This is a genomic window from Streptomyces sp. NPDC002328 (genome assembly GCF_042890065.1).
GTDB lineage: Bacteria > Actinomycetota > Actinomycetes > Streptomycetales > Streptomycetaceae > Streptomyces.
Genome location: NZ_JBIARQ010000015.1, coordinates 187458 through 209935, shown reverse-complemented (window position 1 = coordinate 209935; position 22478 = coordinate 187458). Strand labels below are relative to the sequence as shown.

Here is a 22478-nt window from a genome sequence, read left to right as displayed (position 1 = left end):
CCCCACACAACCCCCCCCCCCCCCCCCCCCCCCCCCCCCCCCCCCCCCCCCCCCCCCGCCGCGCCGCGCCCCCCCGGCCCCCCCCCCCCCCCCCCCCCCCCCCCTCGACCGCCAGCTGAAGGAGACGGCCACGAAGGAGGCGACGGCTCAGAAGTCCTCGTCCAGGTCGACCTTGCCCTCCACGGCCACCTGGTACGCCGAGGGCCGGCGCTCGAAGAAGTTGGTCAGCTCCTGAACGCCCTGGAGCTCCATGAAGGAGAAGGGGTTCTCCGAGCCGTACACCGGGGCGAAGCCGAGCCGGGTCAGACGCTGGTCGGCGACGCACTCCAGGTACTGCCGCATCGACTCGGTGTTCATGCCCGGGAGACCGTCGCCGCACAGGTCGCGCGCGAACTGGAGCTCGGCCTCGACGGCCTCCCGCAGCATGTCGGTGACCTGCTGCTGGAGCTGGTCGTCGAACAGCTCCGGCTCCTCCTTGCGGACCGTGTCGACCACGTCGAACGCGAAGCTCATGTGCATGGTCTCGTCACGGAACACCCAGTTGGTGCCGGTGGCCAGGCCGTGCAGCAGACCCCGGCTGCGGAACCAGTAGACGTACGCGAAGGCGCCGTAGAAGAACAGGCCCTCGATGCACGCGGCGAAGCAGATCAGGTTCAGCAGGAAGCGGCGGCGGTCGGCCTGGGTCTCCAGGCGGTCCAGCTTCTCCACCGAGTCCATCCAGCGGAAGCAGAACTCGGCCTTCTCGCGGATCGAGGGGATGTTCTCGACCGCGGCGAAGGCGGCGTTGCGGTCCTCCGGGTCGGGGAGGTAGGTGTCGAGCAGCGTCAGATAGAACTGGACGTGCACGGCCTCCTCGAAGAGCTGGCGCGACAGGTACAGCCGCGCCTCCGGGGAGTTGATGTGCTTGTACAGCGTCAGCACCAGGTTGTTCGCCACGATCGAGTCGCCCGTCGCGAAGAAGGCGACCAGACGGCCGATGAGGTGCTGCTCCGACGGCGACAGCTTCGCGAGGTCGGCGACGTCCGAGTGGAGGTCGACCTCCTCCACGGTCCAGGTGTTCTTGATGGCGTCCCGGTAGCGCTCGTAGAAGTCCGGGTAGCGCATCGGACGGAGAGTCAGCTCGAAGCCGGGGTCGAGAAGGTTCTGGGTGGTCATTACTGGCAGGCCTCGCAGGACTCGGGGTTTTCCAGAGAGCAGGCGACGGCGTCTTCGGCGGGCGCCTGCTGGACGGGGATGGTCTTCGCGGGCCGGGCCTGGGAACCGGCCGCGCGGGCGATGCGGGTCGCCGGACGCGAGCGCAGGTAGTACGTGGTCTTCAGACCCGACTTCCACGCGTACGCGTACATCGACGAGAGCTTGCCGATGGTCGGCGTCTCCAGGAACAGGTTCAGGGACTGCGCCTGGTCCAGGTACGGGGTGCGGGCGGCGGCCATGTCGATCAGACCGCGCTGCGGGATCTCCCACGCCGTGCGGTACTGGGCGCGCACGTCGGCCGGGATCCAGGCGAAGTCCTGCACCGAGCCGTTGGACTCACGCAGCGCCTCACGCGTGCGCGCGTCCCAGACGCCCAGCGCCTTGAGGTCCTGCACCAGGTAGGAGTTGACCTGGAGGAACTCGCCGGACAGCGTCTCGCGCTTGAACAGGTTGGACACCTGCGGCTCGATGCACTCGTAGACGCCCGCGATCGAGGCGATCGTGGCGGTCGGCGCGATCGCCAGGAGCAGGGAGTTGCGCATCCCGACGGACGCGATCCGCTCGCGCAGCGCCGCCCAGCGCTCCGGCCAGGTGAACTCCACGCCGTAGTGGTCGGGGTGCAGCACACCGCGCGCGGCGCGGGTCTTGTCCCAGGCGGGCAGCGGGCCGCTGCGCTCGGCGAGGTCGGTGGAGGCCTCGTACGCGGCGAGCATGATGCGCTCGGCGATCCGCGTGGAGAGCGCCTTGGCCTCGGGGGAGTCGAACGGCAGCCGCAGCTTGAAGAAGACGTCCTGGAGGCCCATCGCGCCCAGGCCGACCGGACGCCAGCGGGCGTTGGAGCGGCCCGCCTGCTCGGTCGGGTAGAAGTTGATGTCGACGACGCGGTCGAGGAAGGTCACGGCCGTGCGGACGGTCTCGTCCAGCCGCTCCCAGTCGATGTCGCCGGTCGCCGTGTCGACGAACGCGCCCAGGTTCACCGAACCGAGGTTGCAGACCGCGGTCTCGCCGTCGTCGGTGACCTCCAGGATCTCCGTGCAGAGGTTGGAGGAGTGGATGACGGATCCCGGCTCGGCCGTCTGGTTGGCGGTGCGGTTGGCGGCGTCCTTGAAGGTCATCCAGCCGTTGCCGGTCTGCGCGAGGGTGCGCATCATGCGGCCGTACAGCTCACGGGCCGGGATGGTCTTCTTCGCCAGGCCGTTCGCCTCGGCCTTGGCGTAGGCCGCGTCGAACTCCTCGCCCCACAGGTCGACCAGCTCGGGCACGTCGGCGGGGGAGAACAGCGACCACTGCTCGTCGGCGTTCACCCGGCGCATGAACTCGTCCGGCACCCAGTGCGCGAGGTTCAGGTTGTGCGTACGCCGGGCGTCCTCACCGGTGTTGTCGCGCAGCTCCAGGAACTCCTCGATGTCGGAGTGCCAGGTCTCCAGGTAGACCGCCGCCGCGCCCTTGCGCCGGCCGCCCTGGTTCACGGCGGCGACCGAGGCGTCCAGGGTCTTCAGGAACGGCACGATGCCGTTGGAGTGCCCGTTGGTGCCGCGGATCAGCGAACCCCGGGAGCGGATGCGGGAGTAGGACAGCCCGATGCCGCCGGCGTGCTTGGAGAGACGGGCGACCTGGTGGTAGCGGTCGTAGATGGAGTCCAGCTCGTCCAGCGGGGAGTCGAGCAGGTAGCAGGACGACATCTGGGGGTGCCGCGTGCCGGAGTTGAAGAGCGTGGGGGAGGAGGGCAGGTAGTCGAGGCGGCTCATCAGCCCGTAGAGCGCGGCGACCTCGTCGACGGAACGGGCGGAGTCGTCCTCGGCCAGGCCGGCGGCGACGCGCAGCAGGAAGTGCTGGGGCGTCTCGACGACCTTGCGGGTGATCGGGTGGCGCAGCAGGTAGCGGCTGTGCAGGGTGCGCAGGCCGAAGTAGCCGAAGCGGTCGTCGGCGCCCGTGTCGATCAGCGCGTCGAGGCGGCGGCCGTGCAGGCGGGCGAACTCGGCGGTGCGGTCGGCGATGAGGCCCTCGCGGTGGCCCACGGCGACGGACTCCGTGAAGGAGGTGACGCCCTGGGAGGCGGCCTCCGCGCGGATGCCGATCGTCAGCAGCCGGGCGGCCAGCCGGGAGTAGGCGGGGTCCTCGGAGATGAGGCCCGCGGCGGCCTCCGTGGCCAGTTCGCGCAGCTCCGCCGTGACCTCGTCGTAGGTCCCCCGAGCGGAGCGGCCGCGCAGCGCGGCGGCGGCGACCCGTCCGGGGTCGGCGTCGGGCAGGTCGGCGGTCAGCTCGGTCAGGGTCCGCAGCAGTGCGGCACCCGGACCGTCGTCCTCCACGGGGGCGACTGCTGCTGAAGCCGGATCGGCTGGCGCGATGGTCACGTGGGGCTCTCCCTCGCTCGGCGGGGGCCTGGCGGAGGGCAGGGGGCAGCACACGAGCGCACACGGCGTCGCGTCCACCGGCCCACTCCGCGAGACCCGGACGTCTGGCACCCGGACCGGATGGGCCGGATGCGCTGGCGGCAGGTCCTCGGACTGAACAAGCGTGCGGAAACACGCGAGTACACCGTTGCGGGACAGTTCCGGATTCGCACCGGATTCCCCTGCGGCGACAGCGAGCACGAGCATACATCTTGTGCCCACCTGTCACGCCACCCCCAGATGTTGTGTCGTGGCGGCTTCAGAGTGTCAACTCACAGGTGAGGAGAGTGATCCCGTCCACGACAGCGGGCCGCCGTTCGTGGTGCTTCGGCGGCCCGCTGCGGTGGTTCTCCGGGTCTCCCGCGTCAGTGGCTCGTTCCCGCCGTCGCCGGCGGCAGCTCCACCTGGACGCCCGGGTCGCCGGAGTCCGCGGTGTAGTCCTCCGGGGACGTCTCGTCGACGCCGTCGGGGGCCTTCAGCGCCCTCAGGGCGAACGTCAGGACCACCGTGACGACCACGTTCAGCACGAACGCCGTGAGGCCGATGTAGCCGATCTCACCGATGCCGGGGATCTCCTTGGCGGAGCCGCCGAAGTGCTTCTGCGTCGGGGAGGCCACGCCGTACGCCGCGACCGTGCCGTAGACCATGCCGACCGCCCAGCCGCCGAGCAGCGCCCAGCGGTGGAACCAGCGCGTGAACAGGCCGCCGACCAGGGCCGGGAAGGTCTGGAGGATCCAGATGCCGCCCAGCAGCTGGAAGTTGATGGCGACCGTCTTGTCCATGGTGAGGACGAAGGCCAGCGCGCCCACCTTCACCAACAGCGAGACCAGCTTGGAGACCCGCGTCTCGTCCTTGGGCGTCGCGTCCGGTTTGATGAAGTCCTTGTAGATGTTGCGGGTGAAGAGGTTCGCTGCCGCGATCGACATGATCGCCGCGGGCACCAGCGCGCCGATGCCGATCGCCGCGAAGGCCACGCCCGCGAACCAGGCCGGGAACATGTTCTCGAACAGCTGCGGGATCGCCAGCTGCCCGTTGGTGACCTTGACCCCGGCCGCGATGGCCATGAACCCCAGCAGCGCGAGCAGGCCCAGCATCAGGGAGTACAGGGGCAGGATCGTGGTGTTGCGGCGGATCACCTCACGGCTGCGCGAGGACAGGGTCGCGGTGATCGAGTGCGGGTACATGAACAGCGCCAGCGCGGAGCCGAGCGCCAGCGTGGCGTACGTCCACTGGCCCGCCTCGGCCGGCACCAGCGCGCCGCGCGGCTTGTCGGTCGCCGGGTTGATCTGCGCGTACGCGTCGCCCGCCTTGGCGAAGACCTCGTCGAACCCGCCCAGCTTGATCGGGATGTAGATGATCGCCACCGCGATGACGATGTAGATCAGCGTGTCCTTCACGAACGCGATCAGCGCGGGGGCCCGCAGCCCCGAGGAGTACGTGTACGCGGCCAGCACGCCGAAGGCGATCAGCAGCGGCAGGTCCTTGACGAACCAGTTGGTGTCCTCGCCGCCGCCGACGCCCATCACGTCCAGCACGGCCTGGATGCCGACGAGCTGGAGCGCGATGTACGGCATCGTGGCGAGGATGCCGGTGAGGGCGACCGCCAGCGACAGCCCCTTCGAGCCGAAGCGGCCCCGCACGAAGTCCGAGGTCGTCACGTATCCGTGCTTGTGGGACACCGACCACAGCCGCGGCAGGAAGGTGAAGATCAGCGGGTACACGAGGATCGTGTAGGGCACCGCGAAGAAGCCCGCAGCGCCCGCCGCGTAGATCGCCGCCGGGACGGCGACGAAGGTGTACGCGGTGTAGAGGTCGCCGCCGAGCAGGAACCAGGTGACCCAGGTCCCGAAGGACCGGCCGCCCAGGCCCCATTCGTCGAGGCTGTGCTCGTTCTCGGCCTTGCGCCAGCGCGCGGCGAGGAAGCCCATGACCGTGACGGCCAGGAAGAAGAAGATGAAGACGGCGAGCGCGACGCCGTTCACGCCGTCGTTCACTTCGACGCACCCCCGTCCGCGACGTCCGGGCCCTCGCCGGCCCCGCGGGCGCGCTGGTCACGCTGCCACAGCTTGTACGCGATCATCGTGAGCACCGTGGAGAGCAGCACCCACAGCATCTGGTACCAGTAGAAGAAGGGGATGCCGGCGAACGTCGGATCCACCTTGGCGTACGAACCGACCCACAGCATCGCCACGAAGGGCGCGAACAAGCACAGGGCGATGACGACGCGCACAGGCGTCACCACCGGCCCTCTCGAGACTTCCGGGGCTTTCGACATTCAGGCGACTCCGTCCCCTTGTTGATCACCTGTTGTAATGCGCAGGCAATGTAGGTGACGGATAAAGCCCAGCGGAAGACCCCGTCCGGATATCGGGCGGCCCGGTCGCGCAGGCGGCTCGGTCCGAGGGCGGCCAGGTCCCGCGGCTCAGTCCTGCGGCCGCTTCAGCCGGGCGACGAACTTGTAGCGGTCCCCCCGGTACACCGAGCGCACCCACTCCACCGGATCGCCGTCCTTGTCCAGCGAGTGCCGGGAGAGCATCAGCATCGGCAGGCCCACGTCGGTGCCGAGCAGCCCGGCCTCGCGCGGAGTGGCGAGCGAGGTCTCGATGGTCTCCTCGGCCTCGGCGAGACGGACGTCGTAGACCTCGGCGAGGGCGGTGTACAGGGACGTGTACTTGACGAGGGAGCGGCGCAGGGCCGGGAAGCGCTTCGCGCTCAAGTGGGTCGTCTCTATGGCCATCGGCTCGCCGTTGGCCATGCGCAGCCGCTCGATGCGCAGCACGCGCCCGCCCGCGCTGATGTCGAGCAGCTCGGCGAGGGTGTCGTCGGCGGTGATGTAGCCGACGTCGAGGAGCTGGGAGGTGGGTTCGAGGCCCTGGGCGCGCATGTCCTCGGTGTAGGAGGTGAGTTGGAGCGCCTGTGAGACCTTCGGCTTGGCGACGAAGGTGCCCTTGCCCTGGATGCGCTCCAGCCGGCCCTCGACGACCAGTTCCTGGAGGGCCTGGCGCACGGTCGTGCGCGAGGTGTCGAACTCGGCCGCGAGCGTCCGCTCCGGCGGCACCGGGGTGCCGGGCGCCTGGGTCTCCGTCATGTCGAGCAGGTGCTTCTTCAGGCGGTAGTACTTGGGCACGCGCGCGGTACGGACGGTCGTCCCACCCTCGTTCTCCGCACTGCTGACGTCGGTGCTCATGGCCTGCCTTCCCGGCTCCGGATGCGGGTCACATCGTGGCACGGAGACGGCGGCGAGTGCCCCGCTGTTCCGTGATCCCCTCTGTATACCGTCGCACCCTTTGCTGGTCTAGTCCATCCGGCAAGTGGTCTAGCGGGCGGGCGCCCCGCGCGGTCCATGTTTTCGAGGGTTTCTTACTTAAAGGTTCCTTCATATGTAGGTCCCATAACGGCTGGTCACAGCCGTTTCGAGCACCCTTGACAGGGCTATTGGTCTGAGCCAAGCTCTGCGCACTGGTCTACACCATTGGTCCAGGCCCGGCCCCACGTTCACCGGCGGGGAGGCAGGGGGGTCGGTGGCATCCCTGAGGAGGGTGGCGTGAAGCGCAAGCTGGCAGCCGCGATCTGTGTCGCGGGCATGATGGTCTCCATCGCGGCGTGCGGGGACGACAAGGACGGCGGGGGCTCCGACAAGGGCGCCGACGCCAAGGAACTGACGGTCTGGCTCACGGTCGACGCCCAGAACAACTGGCCGGATCTGGTGAAGGCCGCCGACGCCGCGGTCCAGAAGAAGCACCCGGGCGTCAAGATCACCCATGAGTACTACGGGTGGCCCGACAAGAACGCCAAGCTCGACGCGGTCCTGGCCACCGACAAGGCCCCCGACGTCGTCGAGATGGGCAACACCGAGATGCTCGGCTACATGGTCAAGGGCGCCTTCGCCCCCCTCGACGCCGCCAAGTTCGACAACTCCTCCGCCTGGCTGGACGGCCTGAAGGCCTCCGTCACCTACGAGGACAAGACCTACGGCGTCCCGTACTACGCCGGCGGCCGCGTCGGCAACTGGCGCAAGGACCTCTTCGCCTCCGTCGGCGTCAAGACCGCCCCGAAGACGTACGCCGAGCTGACCGGCGCCCTGGACAAGCTCCAGCAGAAGCAGGGCGACAAGTTCAGCGCCTGGTACCAGCCCACCCGCGACTGGTACGCCGCCATGTCCTTCGTCTACGACGCCGGCGGCTCGATCGCCGTGGAGTCGGGCGGCGAGTGGAAGGCGAACCTCTCCTCTCCCGAGTCCGTCAAGGGCCTCACCGAGTTCAAGAACGTCGTCGAGAAGTACATGCACGGCGACAAGACCAAGGACGAGTCCGACCGCTACATCGTCTACGGGCAGGGCAAGTCCGGCATGATCTTCGGCGCCGCCTGGGAGGGCGCGACCTCCGAGGCCCCCGAGAACGACAAGTCCGGCAAGCTCAAGGGCAACCTCGAGAACTTCGTGATGCCCGGCCCGTCCGGCAAGAACCTGCCCGTCTTCCTGGGCGGCTCCGACCTCGCCGTCCCGGTGAAGTCGGACGCGCAGGACCTCGCCGCCGAGTGGATCAACGCCTTCACCGGCCCCTCCGGGCAGAAGGGCCTGATGGCCAAGGGCAACCTGCCCAACAACAAGACCGACCTCGCGACCCTCAAGAACGACGCGGCGACGGCGGTCCCGGCCACCGCCGCCGAGTCCAACTGGTTCGTCCCCATGGCGCCCGGCTGGGGCCAGGTCGAGAAGGCCCAGATCCTTCAGACCATGCTCCAGTCCATCGGCACCGGCAAGAAGACGGTCGAGGAGGCCGCGAAGGAAGCGGACGCCGCGATCGACAAGGTCATCAACACCAAGTGACCTGCGAACAGGGCCCCGTCACCTTCAGGGAGCGGGACGGGGCCCTGCTTCCCGTACGACCGAGGGACCGCTGAGGAGCGCGCCGATGAGTGCCGCAGACACGACCACCGCCAAAGTGCCGCCGACGCGGCCGTCACCGCCCGCGGCCACGGCGGCGAGACCGCCGAGCGGACCGCGCCGAGGGCGCTCCTCGGGCGGGGCCGGCGTCCCCTGGCTGCTGCTCGCCCCCTGCCTGCTGGTCCTGCTGCTGGTGATGGGCTATCCGCTGGTCCGCCTGGTCACGCTCTCCTTCCAGAAGTTCGGCCAGTCGCAGCTGTGGGGCTTCCAGCCCGCCGAGTCGGTCGGTTTCGACAACTTCGCCAAGGTGCTGAGCGACGGCGAGTTCTGGGCGGTGGTCCTGCGCACCATCGTCTTCGCGGCCGGCTGCGTGATCTTCACGATGGTCGTCGGCATGCTCATCGCGCTGCTGCTCCAGCGGGTCTCCGGCTGGATGAAGATCCTGGTCAACATCGCCCTTGTGGCCGGCTGGGGCATGCCCGTCATCGTCGCCACCACCGTCTTCAAATGGCTGTTCGACGCGGACTACGGCATCCTCAACGCGATCCTCAGCAGGCTCCCCGGCGTCGACCTCATCGGCCACAACTGGTTCGCCAGCGGCCCCCAGGGGCTCGCCGTGATCATGCTCCTGGTGGTCTGGGGAGCCGTCCCCTTCGTCGTGATCACCCTGAGCGCCGGCCTCACCCAGGTCCCCAAGGAACTGGAGGAGGCGGCCCGGCTGGACGGCGCCGGCTCCTGGGGCGTCTTCCGGTACGTCACCCTGCCCGTCCTCAAGCCGATCATCGTGATGCTCACGACCCTGTCGGTCATCTGGGACATGGGCGTCTTCCCCCAGGTCTTCGTCATGCGCAACGGACACCCCGAAGCCGAGTTCCAGCTCCTGACGACCTACTCCTACGACCGCGCCTTCGTCGTCAACGACTACGGGCAGGGCTCGGCGATCGCCCTGATCACCGTGCTGCTCCTGCTCGGTGTGGTCGCCGTGTACATGCGTCAGATGCTGAAGATCGGAGACGTCGAATGACCAGCATGACCAGCGTGAGCGGCGTGAGCGACATGAGCAGCGTGAGCGCGACCGGGACCGCAGCCAAGCGCCGCAAGTCCAAGCTCGGCTGGAACCTCCTCGGCCTGCTGGTCTTCGTCACCGTCGGCTTCCCCGTCTACTGGATGCTCAACACGGCGTTCAAACCGGCCAAGGACGCCATCGACCCCGACCCGAGCCTGCTGCCGACCGGTCTGACGCTCTCCAACTTCGGCCGGGCGCTGGACATCGCCGACTTCTGGGGCCCGGTCGGCCGCAGCCTCGCCGTCTCGCTGGCCGTCGTGGCGATCGGCGTCGTCGTCGGCATGCTGGCCGCGCTCGCCATCTCACGGTTCGCCTTCCGCGGCCGCAAGATCGTGATCGTCGGCATCCTCGCCGTCCAGATGGTCCCGCTGGTCGCCATGATCATCCCGGTCTTCCTGCTGCTGAACGACCTCGGCCAGTACGACCGGCTGACCGGCCTGATCATCACCTACCTGACGTTCATCCTCCCCTTCACCGTGTGGACGCTGCGCGGCTTCATCGTCAACATCCCGAAGGAGCTGGAGGAGGCCGCGATGGTCGACGGCTGCACCCGCACCGGCGCCTTCCTGCGCGTCGTCTTCCCGCTGCTCGCCCCCGGCATGGTCGCCACCTCGGTCTACGGCTTCATCCAGGCCTGGAACGAGTACCTCTACGCCCTGATGCTCCTCAGCCAGAAGAACCAGACCGCGACCGTCTGGCTCGGCAACTTCACCACCAAGCACGGCACCGAGTACGCCCCGATGATGGCCGGCGCCACCATGATGGCCGTACCGATCGTCGTCCTGTTCCTCCTCGTCCAGCGCAAGATGGCCGCGGGCCTGACCGCGGGCGCCGTGAAGGGATAACGCCCCCCGATGACGACAATCGCGAGCGGTACCGACACCCTCACGCGAGACGCCCTCACCGTCCTCCAGCCCGGCTTCCCCGGCACCACCGCCCCCGACTGGCTGCTCCGCCGCCTCGGCGAAGGTCTGGCCTCGGTCGGCCTGTTCGGGCGCAACATCGCCTCGCCCGAGCAACTGGCCGCGCTGACCGCCCAGTTGCGCGCCGAACGCGAGGACGTGCTCGTCGCGGTCGACGAGGAGGGCGGCGACGTCACCCGCCTCGAAGTGCGGACCGGCTCCAGCTTCCCCGGCAACCTCGCGCTGGGCGCGGTGGACGACGTGGAACTGACCCGGGACGTGGCCCGGGAACTCGGCCGCCGTCTCGCCGCCTGCGGGGTGAACTTCAACTGGGCCCCCTCGGCGGACGTCAACTCCGACCCCCGCAACCCGGTCATCGGCGTCCGCTCCTTCGGCTCCGCCCCCGACCTGGTCGCCCGGCACACCTCTGCCTACGTCACCGGCCTCCAGTCGGCCGGCGTCGCCGCCTGCACCAAGCACTTCCCCGGCCACGGCGACACGGCCGTCGACTCCCATCTCGCCCTGCCCCGCGTCGACGCAGGACCCGACGTCCTCGCCGAACGCGAACTAGCCCCCTTCCACGCGGCGATCGCCGCCGGCAGCCGGGCCGTGATGAGCGCCCACATCCTCGTCCCCGCCCTGGACCCCGACCGCCCGGCGACGCTGTCCCCCCGCGTCCTCACCGACCTGCTGCGCGGCGAACTCGGCTATGACGGGCTGATCGTCACCGACGGCATGGAGATGCGGGCCGTCGCCGCGACGTACGGCATCGAGCGGGGCAGCGTCCTCGCGATCGCGGCCGGCGCGGACGCGATCTGCGTGGGCGGCGGCCTCGCCGACGACGAGACGGTACGACGTCTGCGCGACGCCCTCGTCACGGCCGTCCGCTCGGGCGACCTGCCCGAGGAGCGGCTCGCGGACGCGGCGCGGCGGGTGCGGGCGCTGGCCCGCTGGACCGGCTCGGCGCGGGCCGTCGCCCCGTCCCCGCACGACGTGACGCGCGTCGACGTCGGCCTGCTCGCCGCCCGCCGCGCGCTCCGCCTCACCGGAGCGGACCGCTTCACCCCGCTCACCGACGCCCCGTACGTGGCCGCCCTCACCCCGGTCGCCAACATCGCCGTCGGCGACGAGACGCCGTGGGGCGTGGCCGCGGAACTGGCCCGGCTCCTGCCCGGCACCGAGACGGGCGGCTTCACCGGCGAGGACGCGGGGCCGGCGGCGCTGGCGGCGGCGGGGGAGCGCCGGATCGTCGCCGTGGTCCGCGACGAACACCGCCACCCCTGGATGACCACGGCCCTCGACGCCCTGCTGGCCGCCCGCCCCGACACGGTCGTCGTCGAGATGGGCGTCCCCCAGGCCCCCGCCCGCGGCGCCCTCCACGTCGCCACCCACGGAGCGGCCCGCGTCTGCGGCCGGGCGGCGGCGGAGATCATCGCGGGCGTGGCCCCCTAGGTGCTCAGGGCCTGCCTGAGCGGGCTCGGCCCTACGACGCCGAAGGCGCCGGACCCCCGTAAGGGATCCGGCGCCTTCGCGCGTTCACTTGCGATTGGCGGGCGCCTCAGATGCCCTGCCAGTCCGGCTTGTTCGCGTAGGTGTGGCGGAAGTAGTCCGCCAGCTTCAGCTTGGACGCGGCGGCCTCGTCGACGACGACCGTCGCATGCGGGTGCAACTGGAGCGCGGAGGCCGGGCACACCGCCGCGACCGGGCCCTCGACGGTCGCCGCGACCGCGTCCGCCTTGCCCTCGCCCGTGGCCAGCAGCACCAGGTGCCGCGCCTCCAGGATCGTCCCGATGCCCTGCGTGATCACGTGGTGCGGGACCTGCTCGATGTCGCCGTCGAAGAAGCGCGCGTTGTCGACGCGGGTCTGCTCGGTCAGCGTCTTGATCCGCGTCCGCGAGGCCAGCGACGAGCACGGCTCGTTGAAGCCGATGTGCCCGTCGGTGCCGATCCCGAGCAGCTGGAGGTCGACCCCGCCGGCTTGCGCCAGCGCACGGTCGTAGGCCTCGCACGCCCCCTGCACGTCCTTCGCCGCGCCGTCCGGGCCGAGGAACGCGTCCATCCCGATGCCGAGCGGTTCCAGCACCTCGCGCCGCAGCACCGAGCGGTAGGACTCCGGGTGCTCGGCGGGCAGTCCCACGTACTCGTCGAGCTGGGCGACCCGGGCCCGCGAGGTGTCCACGGCGCCGGAGCGCACCTGGGCGGTCAGCGCCTGGTAGACGGGCAGCGGCGTGGAACCGGTGGCCACGCCCAGCAGGGCGTCGGGCTTGCGCCGCAGGAGTCGCGCCATGGCCTCGGCGATGATCTCGCCGCCCGACCCGGCGTCCGGGACGATGACTACTTCCACGCTGGCCTGCCGTTCTGAGGAGGGACGGAGTGGACGGTATGTGGTTTAGACCAATCTAACAGGCGATGGCGGAACAGGCGATGGCGGAAATTGCCCTCCCCATCTGTCCCCGCACAGGAACCCACACAGGCTAGGCTGCGTTGTGCATGCGAGGGCGTCCCCTCAGTGGACCCGGGTCGGGTGACCGGCCCGCGAAACTGACAACAACGAACAACCTCCGACGCATGGACACGCGTGAGTGGTCTAGTCCACAATTGTGTGGAAGCCGTGCGAAGAGGCACCACCGCTTCCGTCTTCCCCGCACAGGAGGACGGACCGAGGATCCGGAGCTCTCTGCCCTGACTGCCCCGGCTCCTCACCTTCGGCCGACCGGGACCGCACACCCCAGCGGCCGATATTGCTCCGGGCTGCGGTGCCGGGAGGGTTGAGGGTCCCTCCCAGGCGCCGCGGCCCGCGGGTGTTTTCGGCCGGATCCGAGGCCCCGGGTACGCTCGCACACGTGCCCTCCATGAACGAACTCGTACGCCAGCACACCGCACTCGACGACTCCGACCTCGAGTGGCTGCACCTGCTGGTCTCGGAGTGGCAGCTGCTCTCCGACCTCTCCTTCGCCGACCTGGTCCTGTGGGTCCCCACCCGCGACGGCACGCGCTATGTCTCCGTCGCCCAGATGCGCCCCAACACCGGCCCCACCTCCTACCAGGACGACATGGTCGGCCACCTCGTCCCCCGGGGCCGCCGCCCCCTGCTGGACGCCGCCCTGGACGAGGGCCGCATCGTGCGCGAGGGCGACCCGGAGTGGCGCGAGGAGGTCCCCGTCCGCGTCGAGTCGATCCCCGTCCGGCGCGACGGCCGCGTCCTCGGCGTCATCGCCCGCAACACCAACCTGCTCACCGTGCGCACCCCGAGCCGCCTGGAGCTGACCTACCTCCAGAGCGCCTCCGACCTCGCGCAGATGATCGCGGCCGGCTCCTTCCCCTTCCCCGACCAGCAGATGGACATGGACGCGGCGCCCCGCGTCGGCGACGGACTGATCCGCCTCGACGCCGACGGCATCGTCCAGTACGCCTCCCCGAACGCGCTCTCCGCGTACCACCGCATGGGCCTCGCCTCCGACCTGGTCGGCCAGCACCTCGGGCAGATCACCGCCGAACTCGCCCCGACCCGGGGCCCGGTGGACGAGGCGCTCGCCAAGGTCGCCAGCGGCTGGGCGCCCCGCGAGTTCGAGATCGAGGCGCATGACGGCGTCATCCAGTTCCGCGCGATCCCCCTCAAGCCCAAGGGCACCCGCATCGGCTCGCTGGTGCTGCTCCGCGACGTCACCGAACTGCGCCGCCGCGAACGTGAGTTGATCACGAAGGACGCGACCATCCGGGAGATCCACCACCGGGTGAAGAACAACCTCCAGACGGTGGCGGCCCTGCTGCGGCTCCAGGCTCGGCGCATCGAGTCGGAGCGGGGGCGGGAGGCCCTGGAGGAGGCGGTCCGCCGCGTCGGCTCGATCGCCATCGTCCACGAGACGCTGTCGCAGAACCTGGACGAGCGCGTGGAGTTCGACGAGATCGCCGACCGGGTCCTCGCGATGGTCGCCGAGATCTCCCCGGGCAAGGTCGTCGGCCGGCGCACCGGGCGCTTCGGGATCCTGGACGCCGAGGTGGCCACCCCGCTGTCCATGGTGCTCACCGAGATCCTCCAGAACGCGCTGGAGCACGGCTTCCGCGAGGGCGACACCGGCACGGTCGAGGTCTCCGCGGTCCGCGGCGGCACCACCAAGGAGGCCCGCCTCCTGGTCACCGTCCAGGACGACGGCGCCGGCCTGCCCGCCGGCTTCGACCCGCACACCTCCGGCAACCTCGGCCTCCAGATCGTGCGGACGCTGGTGGAGGGGGAGTTGGGCGGCACCTTCGACATGGTCCCGGCGCCGGAGCGCGGCACACAGGTGATCCTGGATATTCCGGTGCGGGCGCAGAAGTGAACTGGGGCACAGAAGCGAAGTGGGGCGCAGAAGCGACGCGGGACCACAGAAGTGAAGTGCCGGCTTTTCAACTTCGTTTTGCGTGAGTCTTTTTGACGGTGTGCAGGTTTCCGATGGTGTGTGAACTCACGGCATACGAGGCGTGAACTCGCCGTGATGCACAGCAAGAAGCCCCGGACCGTTCAGGGGTCCGGGGCTCATATGCTCGTTGCCAGCTTGTGCTGCGCATCGGGGGTACTGCGCGCTGCGGCTCGGGGGCGGGAGATGCGTACTCGCTGTACGCGCCGCCAAGCTCAGGCTGTTTGCGGGGCGGGTGTTGTCAGGCGGAGGCCTGACGGGCCCGGTTGCGGGCGGCGCGGCGCTTCATGGCACGGCGCTCGTCCTCGCTGAGACCACCCCAGACGCCGGAGTCCTGGCCGGACTCGAGCGCCCACTGCAGACACTGCTCGATAACGGGGCAGCGACGGCAGACGGCCTTGGCTTCCTCGATCTGCAGCAGCGCAGGACCGGTGTTGCCGATGGGGAAGAAGAGCTCGGGGTCTTCCTCGCGGCAAACGGCGTTGTGACGCCAGTCCATGGCTGCTACCTCTCCTTGGTATTACGTGCAGGTTGCTTGTGAATGTGAACGCTTTCACGAATCCCTCAACAAGTGAAGGGCCACCAGCCAGGATCCCTGGCGTGGTCCTTGTGTTTGTAGAGGGGTTCTGGTGATCAGTGGATGCCGGTGTTGCGGGCTGTCCCGATCGCCACGTAGAGACTCGCAAACCTCAGCGGCGGATACAACCCCTTCTGGAAAGTTTTTTTTGATTCCTCGGTGTCGACTAGGTCACAGCCGTACTTCCATGGGGTGGATCCTGGCCTAAACGTTCGAGTGAAAGGAGTTTCGCGTCTTCTGCTCACACAATCACACGCAGTGCACGGCGTACGCCTGTGAACGTCACGCTGGTTCGCAGCCCCAGGTGGTCACCGTCCATCTGAAGGGGCAAAGGGACCTTCGAATGCAAGGTGAACCGGTCCAGGTCGTGCAGTGAGACGGCGTGCTTTCCATGGGGGCCCCGCTCGGGGGACGAAGTGAGCAACTGGGTGCCATACCGGACAACCGCGGCGGTGGACAGGCGGCTGAGACCGAATACGTCGAGCCCGGTATCGAACGAGGCCTTAGGCGACGCGTACACCGGGCGATTGCCCAGATAGGTCCACGGAGCCGTGTTGCAGACGATGGACAGCACCAAATCGGTCACCGGGTCCGCGCCCGGACGCTCCAGGGTGATCGTCCCGTGCCGGCGCTGCGGTTCGCCGAGGAGCTGGCGCACGGCCTGGCGGACGTAGAGAGCGTGTGTGGATTTCTTGCCGCGTTCGCGGTGCTGCTCGACCCGGCCGACCACACCGGCGTCGAAGCCGAGTCCGGCGTTGAAGGTGAACCAGCGGGCCGGGACCGCCTCGTCCTCCGTGCCCGGGGTGCCCGAGGTGAGGCCGAGGCCGACCGTGCGCTCCCTGCCCTCGCGCAGCGCGTCCAGCAGGGCCCCGGTGGCTTCCACCGGGTCGTTGGGCAGGCCGAGGGCGCGGGCGAAGACGTTGGTGGAGCCGCCGGGGACCACGGCGAGGCCGGGCAGGCGCTCGGGGGCGGGCCCGTCGTGCAGCAGCCCGTTGACCACCTCGTTGATCGTGCCGTCGCCGCCCAGGGCGACGACCATGTCTATGTCGTCGCTCTGCGCCGCCTGCCGGCCCAGGTCACGCGCGTGACCGCGGTACTCGGTGGTGACCGCGTCGAGCTTCATCTCACTGGCGAGTGCGTGGATGAGGACGTCACGCGTCCGTGCACTGGTGGTCGTTGCAGCCGGATTGACGACGAGAAGTGCACGCATGGTCCGCAGCGTACCTACTGGGGGGTACCGGGGCACAGGCCGAGTGGGGGTTCGGTGAGAGTTCCCGCCGTGACCCTCGACACGGGGCGCACGCGCGGGCGGACGTCGCGGTGGGGGCTGCGGGCGGACGTCGCGGTGGGGGCGGCGGATACGCTTCAGGGGTGAGCAGTGAGCAGAAGTCCGTCGCTTCGGAAACCGCAGGTCCGCGCCCGCGTCGTCTGACGTACGCAGCCGGGCTCGTCGCCCTGGAGGGGCTGGCGCTGCTCGTCGGCGGGGTGTGGATCCTCGTCCTCGGGGTGGCCGGTGATCCCGACGACCGGCAGCAGGCCGTCACCGGCGGGGTGACCCTCGCCGTGCTCGCGCTGCTTCCGCTGCTCGCCGCGCGCGGACTGCTGGGCCGCCGCGGCTGGAGCCGGGGCCCCGCCGTCATCACGCAGATCCTGGCGCTGCCCGTCGCCTACAACCTGCTCCAGGCCGACAGCATGGCGATCCCGGCGGGCATCGCCCTCGCGGTCGTCGCCGTCGCCGCGCTCGTCCTGCTCGTCAACCCCGAGACGACCCGGGCCCTCGGGATCCGGGGGCCCGGCGACGCCGGCGCGGGCGACACGGGCGACGCGCAGAAGAAGAAGTAGCCGTCGCTCGTCGACGGCGGTGGCTCCCTGACCGTCGTGCCTCGACTCGACGGCGGTCGCTCCCTGACCGTCATTCCTCGACGAGCAGCTTCTCCCGCAGTTGCGCCAGCGTGCGCGCCAGCAGCCGCGAGACGTGCATCTGCGAGATGCCGACCTCCTGCGCGATCTGCGACTGGGTCATGTTGCCGAAGAAGCGCAGCAGCAGGATCCGCTTCTCGCGGGGCGGAAGGTCCTCCAGGAGCGGCTTGAGCGACTCCCGGTACTCCACGCCCTCCAGCGCCTCGTCCTCCGCCCCGAGCGTGTCGGCGACCGCCGGCGACTCGTCGTCGGTGTCGGGGACGTCCAGCGACAGCGTGGAGTACGCGTTGGCGGACTCCAGGCCCTCCAGGACCTCCTCCTCCGAGATCGCCAGCTTCTCGGCGAGCTCGTGCACGGTGGGGGAGCGGCCGTGCAGCTGCGACAGCTCGGCCGTCGCCGTCGTCAGCGCCAGCCGCAGCTCCTGGAGCCGGCGCGGCACCCGCACCGCCCAGCCCTTGTCGCGGAAGTGCCGCTTGATCTCGCCGACCACCGTCGGGGTCGCGTACGTGGAGAACTCCACGCCGCGGTCCGGGTCGAAGCGGTCGACCGACTTGATCAGACCGATGGTGGCGACCTGGGTGAGGTCGTCCAGCGGCTCGCCGCGGTTGCGGAAGCGGCGCGCGAGGTGCTCGACGAGCGGCAGGTGCATACGGACCAGCTGGTTGCGCAGCTCCGCGTACTCGGGGCTGCCGTCCTTCAGGCCGCGCAGTTCGACGAACATCGCCCGCGCGCCGCTGCGGTCCTGCTGCGCACGGCTGTGGACCTCACGGCTCGGGGCCTCGTGGTTCTGCGCCTCGTGGTCGTGGACCTCGTGGTTCTGGGGCTCACGGTCCTGAGGCTCGCGGTCCTGGGGTTCGTGCCGCGCGCCCGGCACGCCCTGTTCGTCGTCTCGCTCGTGCTCGCTCATCGTCCCGCCCGTCGCCCTCTGTCGAGCCTTTGTCTCAGCCCGGCCGGGGGTACCCCCGATCCGCCTCTCCCGAGGCGGCTCCTGCACGGCGCCGCCCGGGAGCGCGGCCCCCACGGAGGCCGCTTCGTCCTCCGGATGCGGCCTCGCCTGCTCGGGAATGCCGTCGATGCCGTCCGCCATGCGTCGGGAACCGCCCGGAGAGACTGGAGTCCCGGCCCCGGCGTTCCCGGCCGGCAGCTCCCGTGTGCCGCGCTCTTCGTCCCGCACCGGCCCGTCCCCGTTCGTCACGCCGGCCCGGGTCCCGCGCCGCGCTGTTTGTAGAGGCTGATCGAAACGGTTTTGTCCTTGTCCACGGCGGAGGAGACCTTGCCCGCGAGGGCGGACAGCACGGTCCAGGCGAAGGTGTCCCGCGAGGGGGCGTGTCCGTCCGTGGTCGGGGCCGAGACGGTGACCTCCAGTGAGTCGTCGACCAGGCGGAAGACGCAGCTGAGGACAGAGCCGGGCACGGCCTGCTGGAGCAGGATCGCGCAGGCCTCGTCCACCGCGATGCGCAGGTCCTCGATCTCGTCCAGGGTGAAGTCCAAACGGGCCGCGAGGCCGGCCGTGGCCGTCCGCAGCACCGACAGGTAGGCACCCGCAGCCGGCAGCCGGACTTCCACGAAGTCCTGGGTCGCGGGCTCGCCTGCGATCTGGGACACCCTCACCTCCAAGGTGGTACAAGCTTTTCGGGGCCGAGGGTCGCCCCCCGGGTAACGCGTGTGGTGGTGCAGCGGTGACGCTATCGCGCTCTCAAGTCTCCTGTCCCCGGACCCCAACCCCATGGCGTCACTCACAGTAAAGCTGTGAACACGCTCCGTGTCTAGAGGTCTGTCGGCCCAAATGGGAAGAGGGCGCGCCGGGTTGACGTACCCAGGCGTCAGATGCTCGAACCGTACCCGCTGGACGGCGACGCCGTACCGGGACGGCTCGGGCCGGGACGCGCCTGGTCCGCCGGACGCGCCGGGTTCGGGTTCATACGAGGACGTGGTCGACGAAGCACCAGCGCCAGTTCTCGCCCGGCTCGAACGTCCGCATGATCGGGTGGCCCGAGTCCTTGTGGTGCTCCGTCGCGTGGCGACCCGGCGAGGAGTCGCAGCAACCGACGTGGCCGCACGTCAGGCACAGCCGCAGTTGTACCGGGTGGGTGCCGTCCCGCAGGCACTCCGGACAGGTCTCGCCGAGCGGATCCGGTTCGGGGTGCGGCAGCGCGTCGGCGTGCGTGCACTGTTTCATGATTGCCAGGTTACGACGGGCGCGCGGGCGACCGCGCGGAAAATCGAGGGCGGGACGACATGGACGTGATGCCACTGCTGTTGCTGGTGGCGGGCAGTGCGGCGATCGCCGCGGCGGCCAGGCGCACCCCGGTGCCCGCGCCACTGCTCCTGGTGGCGGTCGGCCTGGCCGTGTCGTACGTGCCCGGCGTCCCCGACTACACCCTCGACCCGCACATCGTCCTGCCGCTCCTGCTGCCCCCGCTGCTGCACACCTCGGCCACCGACAGCTCCTACCTGGACCTGCGCGCGCAGCTGCGGCCCGTGGCGCTGCTCTCCGTCGGGTACGTGCTCTTCGCCACGGTCGTCGTCGGCTACGCCGCCTATCTGCTCGTGCCGGGACTGCCGCTGACCGCGGCCCTGGTGCTGGGCGCGGTGGTGGCCCCGCCGGACGCGGTCGCGGCGACCGCGGTGGCCCGCCGCGTCGGACTGCCGTCCAAGATCACCACGATCCTCCAGGGCGAGTCGCTGCTGAACGACGCCACCGCGATCACCGCCTACAAGGTGGCCCTCGCGGTCGTCGTCGGCGAGGGCGCGACCTGGGCCGGCGGCATCGAGGAGTTCCTGGTCGCGGCGGTCGGCGGCACCGCCGTCGGCCTGATCCTGATGGCCCCGCTGCACTGGCTGCGCACGCACCTGAAGGAGCCGCTGCTCCAGAACACGCTGTCCCTGCTGATCCCGTTCGTCGCGTACGCCGCCGCCGAGCAGTTCCACGCCTCCGGCGTCATCGCCGTGGTCGTCGTCGCGCTGTATCTGGGCCACCGCGCGTGGGAGGTCGACTTCGCCACCCGCCTCCAGGAGGACGCGGTGTGGAAGATGGTCGCCTTCGTCCTGGAGTCGGCGGTCTTCGCCCTGATCGGCCTGCAACTGCCGGTCGTCCTGAGGGGGCTCGGCGCGTACGAGGGCGTGGACGCCGCATGGTACGCCGTCGCGATCTTCCTCGTGGTCGTCGCGACCCGCTTCCTGTGGGTGTACCCGGCGACCTTCCTGCCACGGCTGCTGTCGGCGCGCATCCGCGCGCGTGAGGAGAACCCGACCTGGCGGGGGCCGATCGTCATCGCCTGGGCCGGCATGCGGGGCGTGGTCTCCCTCGCCATCGCCTTCTCCATCCCGCTCACCGCCGACCACGGGGAGGAGCCCTTCCCGCACCGCAACCTGATCCTGTTCCTGACCTTCACCACCGTCATCGGGACCCTGGTCGTGCAGGGGCTGAGCCTGCCCCCGCTGATCCGGCTGCTGAAGTTCCCCGAAGCGGACCCGCAGGCCGCGACGCTCGCCGAGGCCAACGCGCAGGCGCAGGCGTCCCGGGTCGCCGAGGAGCGCCTGGACGCCCTCCTCGCCGACGAGCGCAACGCCCTTCCCCCGCCGCTCGCCGACCGCCTGCGCACGGTCCTGGAACGCCGCCGCAACGCCGTCTGGGAACGCCTCGGCCAGGTCAACCCGGTCACCGGCGAGACCGTCGACGACACCTACCGCCGGCTGTCCCGCGAGATGATCAGCGCCGAACGAGAGGTCTTCGTCCGCCTCCGGGACGGCCGCTACATCGACGACGAGATGCTGCGCACGCTGCTCCGCAGGCTGGACCTGGAGGAGGCGGCGGCGTTCCGCGAGGCGGGTTAGGCGGTGGCTCGGGCGGAGACTGGGCGGGCCCGGCGGAGGGGGCGTCCGTGCCGGGCCCGTGGGCGACGCACGTGCGCGTGAGGCGGTCGGACGGATACGCGCGCGTGTGTGCCCTGCCGGCGGGAGGGCCGGCCGTGCGAGGTGATCGGGGGGCGGTCGGGGCCCCGGGCGGCGGGCCGTCGGCCAGCCGTGTCGCCGGCCGGGGTTGGCGGGCCGGGACGGGCGGCTTGCTCCCGGGCGGGTCAGGCGGGGAACGGTGTTCCGGTGATCACCGCCGCTATGTGCGTGCCCGGGCGGAACGCGCCCTCCTCGGTGAGGGCGGTGAGGCCGTACAGGGACTTGGCGACGTAGAGACGTTCGACCGGCAGCGCGTGGCGCTGTTCGAAGTCGGCGGCGAAGGCGTCGAGGGCGGGCGAGGTGCGGGCGTAGCCGCCGCAGTGGAACCGCTCGTCGAGCCGCCACTCGCCCCTCGGCCCGCCGAAGGCCGCAGTCTGGAGGGCCCGGATCTCCTCGCCCAGGAAGCCGCCCTTCAGGACCGGTATGCCCAGCGCCGACTGGCCGGGGGCGAGGCCGGCCGCCAGGCCCGCGAGGGTGCCGCCGGTGCCGCAGGCGAGGACGACGACGTCGGCGAGGCCCCGCAGCTCCTCGCCGAGCGCCCGGCAGCCGCGGACCGCCGCCGCGTTGCTGCCTCCCTCGGGGACGACGTACGCGTCCTCGGCGTCGGCCGCGCGCAGGACGGCCGCGAGGGTGTCCGGCTCGGCCTTGCGGCGGTAGGTCGACCGGTCGACGAAGTGCAGCCGCATGCCGTCGGCCGCGCAGCGGGCGAGGGAGGGGTTCAGCGGCCGCTCCGCCAGCTCGTCGCCGCGCACCACCCCGACCGTGGGCACGCCGAGCAGACGGCCGGCGGCGGCCGTGGCCCGCAGATGGTTGGAGTACGCGCCGCCGAACGTCACGACCGTCCGTCCGCCCGCCGCGGCCAGGTTCGGCGCCAGCTTGCGCCACTTGTTGCCGATCAGCTCCGGGTGGATCAGATCGTCCCGCTTGAGCGACAGCCGCACCCCGTGCCGGGCGAACCGCTCGTCGCGGACCTCCTGGACGGGCGAGGGCAGCCGGGGCCGCAGCGCGGCGGGATCGAACGGGAGCGAGCTGGTCACGGGCCCATTGTCGAACATCGTTCGGGCCGGGAAAGCGCTCTTCCCAAGCGCCCCGTGATCCATTCCCCCTCATTCGTGTAATAGCACGACCACCCTGCGTGATGGAAGGCTTGTCCGCGAAACAGTGCATCGGCGCAGCACGGCGCCCGTGCA

At 70.4% G+C, this 22478-nt stretch carries 19 protein-coding genes and 1 riboswitch; of the genes, 7 read left to right on the top strand and 12 right to left on the bottom strand.

Features of this window, described 5'->3' with window-relative positions; all coding sequences use genetic code 11:
• Positions 1–147: 147 nt before the first annotated feature.
• The 5 genes from ACFYX4_RS30905 to ACFYX4_RS30885 all read right to left on the bottom strand — a co-directional run bounded on the left by ACFYX4_RS30905 (position 148) and on the right by ACFYX4_RS30885 (position 6774).
• Complete coding sequence (locus ACFYX4_RS30905) at positions 148–1155, bottom strand: ribonucleotide-diphosphate reductase subunit beta (protein WP_389340182.1); 1008 nt, start codon at positions 1153–1155, stop codon at positions 148–150.
• A complete protein-coding gene (locus ACFYX4_RS30900) occupies positions 1155–3548 on the bottom strand; it encodes a ribonucleoside-diphosphate reductase subunit alpha (protein WP_389340180.1) in 2394 nt (797 codons plus the stop codon). The genes ACFYX4_RS30905 and ACFYX4_RS30900 overlap by 1 nt, the downstream gene beginning before the upstream one ends.
• A gap of 121 nt (positions 3549–3669) precedes the next feature.
• Positions 3670–3804, bottom strand: a riboswitch (cobalamin riboswitch).
• 148 nt (positions 3805–3952) lie between these two features.
• Positions 3953–5581 (bottom strand): monocarboxylate uptake permease MctP, encoded by a 1629-nt coding sequence (mctP, locus tag ACFYX4_RS30895; protein WP_389340178.1) that lies wholly within the window; start codon positions 5579–5581, stop codon positions 3953–3955.
• Positions 5578–5862: a DUF3311 domain-containing protein gene (locus ACFYX4_RS30890; protein WP_389340176.1), complete on the bottom strand. Its 285-nt coding sequence runs from the start codon at positions 5860–5862 to the stop codon at positions 5578–5580. Before ACFYX4_RS30890 ends, mctP begins: the two co-directional genes overlap by 4 nt.
• Positions 5863–6009: 147 nt before the next feature.
• Positions 6010–6774 carry a GntR family transcriptional regulator gene (locus ACFYX4_RS30885; protein WP_389340174.1) on the bottom strand — a complete coding sequence of 255 codons (765 nt, stop codon included), beginning with the start codon at positions 6772–6774 and terminating at the stop codon, positions 6010–6012.
• Between the two features lie 357 nt (positions 6775–7131).
• Between ACFYX4_RS30885 and ACFYX4_RS30880 the strand changes: the two genes are divergently transcribed.
• From ACFYX4_RS30880 to ACFYX4_RS30865, 4 genes are all read left to right on the top strand, one after another.
• Complete coding sequence (locus ACFYX4_RS30880; RefSeq protein ID WP_389340172.1) at positions 7132–8415, top strand: extracellular solute-binding protein; 1284 nt, start codon at positions 7132–7134, stop codon at positions 8413–8415.
• An 85-nt stretch (positions 8416–8500) separates the two neighbouring features.
• On the top strand, positions 8501–9496 hold the full coding sequence (locus ACFYX4_RS30875; RefSeq protein WP_389340170.1) for a carbohydrate ABC transporter permease: 996 nt from the start codon (positions 8501–8503) through the stop codon (positions 9494–9496).
• Between the two features lie 32 nt (positions 9497–9528).
• Positions 9529–10383, top strand: a complete 855-nt coding sequence (locus tag ACFYX4_RS30870) for a carbohydrate ABC transporter permease (RefSeq protein ID WP_389340204.1) — start codon at positions 9529–9531, stop codon at positions 10381–10383.
• A 9-nt stretch (positions 10384–10392) separates the two neighbouring features.
• Positions 10393–11892: a glycoside hydrolase family 3 protein gene (locus tag ACFYX4_RS30865; RefSeq protein ID WP_389340168.1), complete on the top strand. Its 1500-nt coding sequence runs from the start codon at positions 10393–10395 to the stop codon at positions 11890–11892.
• Positions 11893–11998: 106 nt separating this feature from the next.
• Here the strand turns inward: ACFYX4_RS30865 and nagB are convergent, their stop codons facing one another.
• Complete coding sequence (gene nagB, locus ACFYX4_RS30860; RefSeq protein ID WP_389340166.1) at positions 11999–12784, bottom strand: glucosamine-6-phosphate deaminase; 786 nt, start codon at positions 12782–12784, stop codon at positions 11999–12001.
• A gap of 508 nt (positions 12785–13292) precedes the next feature.
• On the opposite strand from nagB, the gene ACFYX4_RS30855 reads away from it, so the two are divergent.
• On the top strand, positions 13293–14759 hold the full coding sequence (locus ACFYX4_RS30855; protein WP_389340202.1) for a PAS domain-containing sensor histidine kinase: 1467 nt from the start codon (positions 13293–13295) through the stop codon (positions 14757–14759).
• A 319-nt stretch (positions 14760–15078) separates the two neighbouring features.
• On the opposite strand, the gene ACFYX4_RS30850 is transcribed toward ACFYX4_RS30855, so the two are convergent.
• Positions 15079–15336: a WhiB family transcriptional regulator gene (locus tag ACFYX4_RS30850; RefSeq protein WP_003992873.1), complete on the bottom strand. Its 258-nt coding sequence runs from the start codon at positions 15334–15336 to the stop codon at positions 15079–15081.
• A 319-nt stretch (positions 15337–15655) separates the two neighbouring features.
• Entirely contained in the window at positions 15656–16624 is a 969-nt protein-coding gene (locus ACFYX4_RS30845; protein ID WP_389340164.1) for a diacylglycerol/lipid kinase family protein, read from the bottom strand.
• Positions 16625–16785: 161 nt separating this feature from the next.
• Between ACFYX4_RS30845 and ACFYX4_RS30840 the strand changes: the two genes are divergently transcribed.
• The gene (locus ACFYX4_RS30840) at positions 16786–17256 is read left to right on the top strand and encodes a hypothetical protein (protein ID WP_389340162.1); all 471 of its coding nucleotides are present in this window, start codon (positions 16786–16788) and stop codon (positions 17254–17256) included.
• Between the two features lie 70 nt (positions 17257–17326).
• Here ACFYX4_RS30840 and ACFYX4_RS30835 read toward each other — a convergent pair whose 3' ends face one another.
• The 3 genes from ACFYX4_RS30835 to ACFYX4_RS30825 form a co-directional block, all read right to left on the bottom strand.
• Entirely contained in the window at positions 17327–18508 is a 1182-nt protein-coding gene (locus ACFYX4_RS30835) for an RNA polymerase sigma factor SigF (protein ID WP_389340200.1), read from the bottom strand.
• A 17-nt stretch (positions 18509–18525) separates the two neighbouring features.
• The gene (locus ACFYX4_RS30830) at positions 18526–18939 is read right to left on the bottom strand and encodes a hypothetical protein (RefSeq protein WP_003992877.1); all 414 of its coding nucleotides are present in this window, start codon (positions 18937–18939) and stop codon (positions 18526–18528) included.
• 313 nt (positions 18940–19252) lie between these two features.
• Positions 19253–19513 carry a UBP-type zinc finger domain-containing protein gene (locus ACFYX4_RS30825; RefSeq protein ID WP_389340160.1) on the bottom strand — a complete coding sequence of 87 codons (261 nt, stop codon included), beginning with the start codon at positions 19511–19513 and terminating at the stop codon, positions 19253–19255.
• 59 nt (positions 19514–19572) lie between these two features.
• Between ACFYX4_RS30825 and ACFYX4_RS30820 the strand changes: the two genes are divergently transcribed.
• Positions 19573–21171, top strand: a complete 1599-nt coding sequence (locus ACFYX4_RS30820) for a Na+/H+ antiporter (RefSeq protein ID WP_389340158.1) — start codon at positions 19573–19575, stop codon at positions 21169–21171.
• 242 nt (positions 21172–21413) lie between these two features.
• Here ACFYX4_RS30820 and ACFYX4_RS30815 read toward each other — a convergent pair whose 3' ends face one another.
• Positions 21414–22343, bottom strand: coding sequence for a 1-aminocyclopropane-1-carboxylate deaminase/D-cysteine desulfhydrase (locus ACFYX4_RS30815; protein ID WP_389340156.1), 930 nt, complete (start codon positions 22341–22343; stop codon positions 21414–21416).
• Positions 22344–22478: the final 135 nt, after the last annotated feature.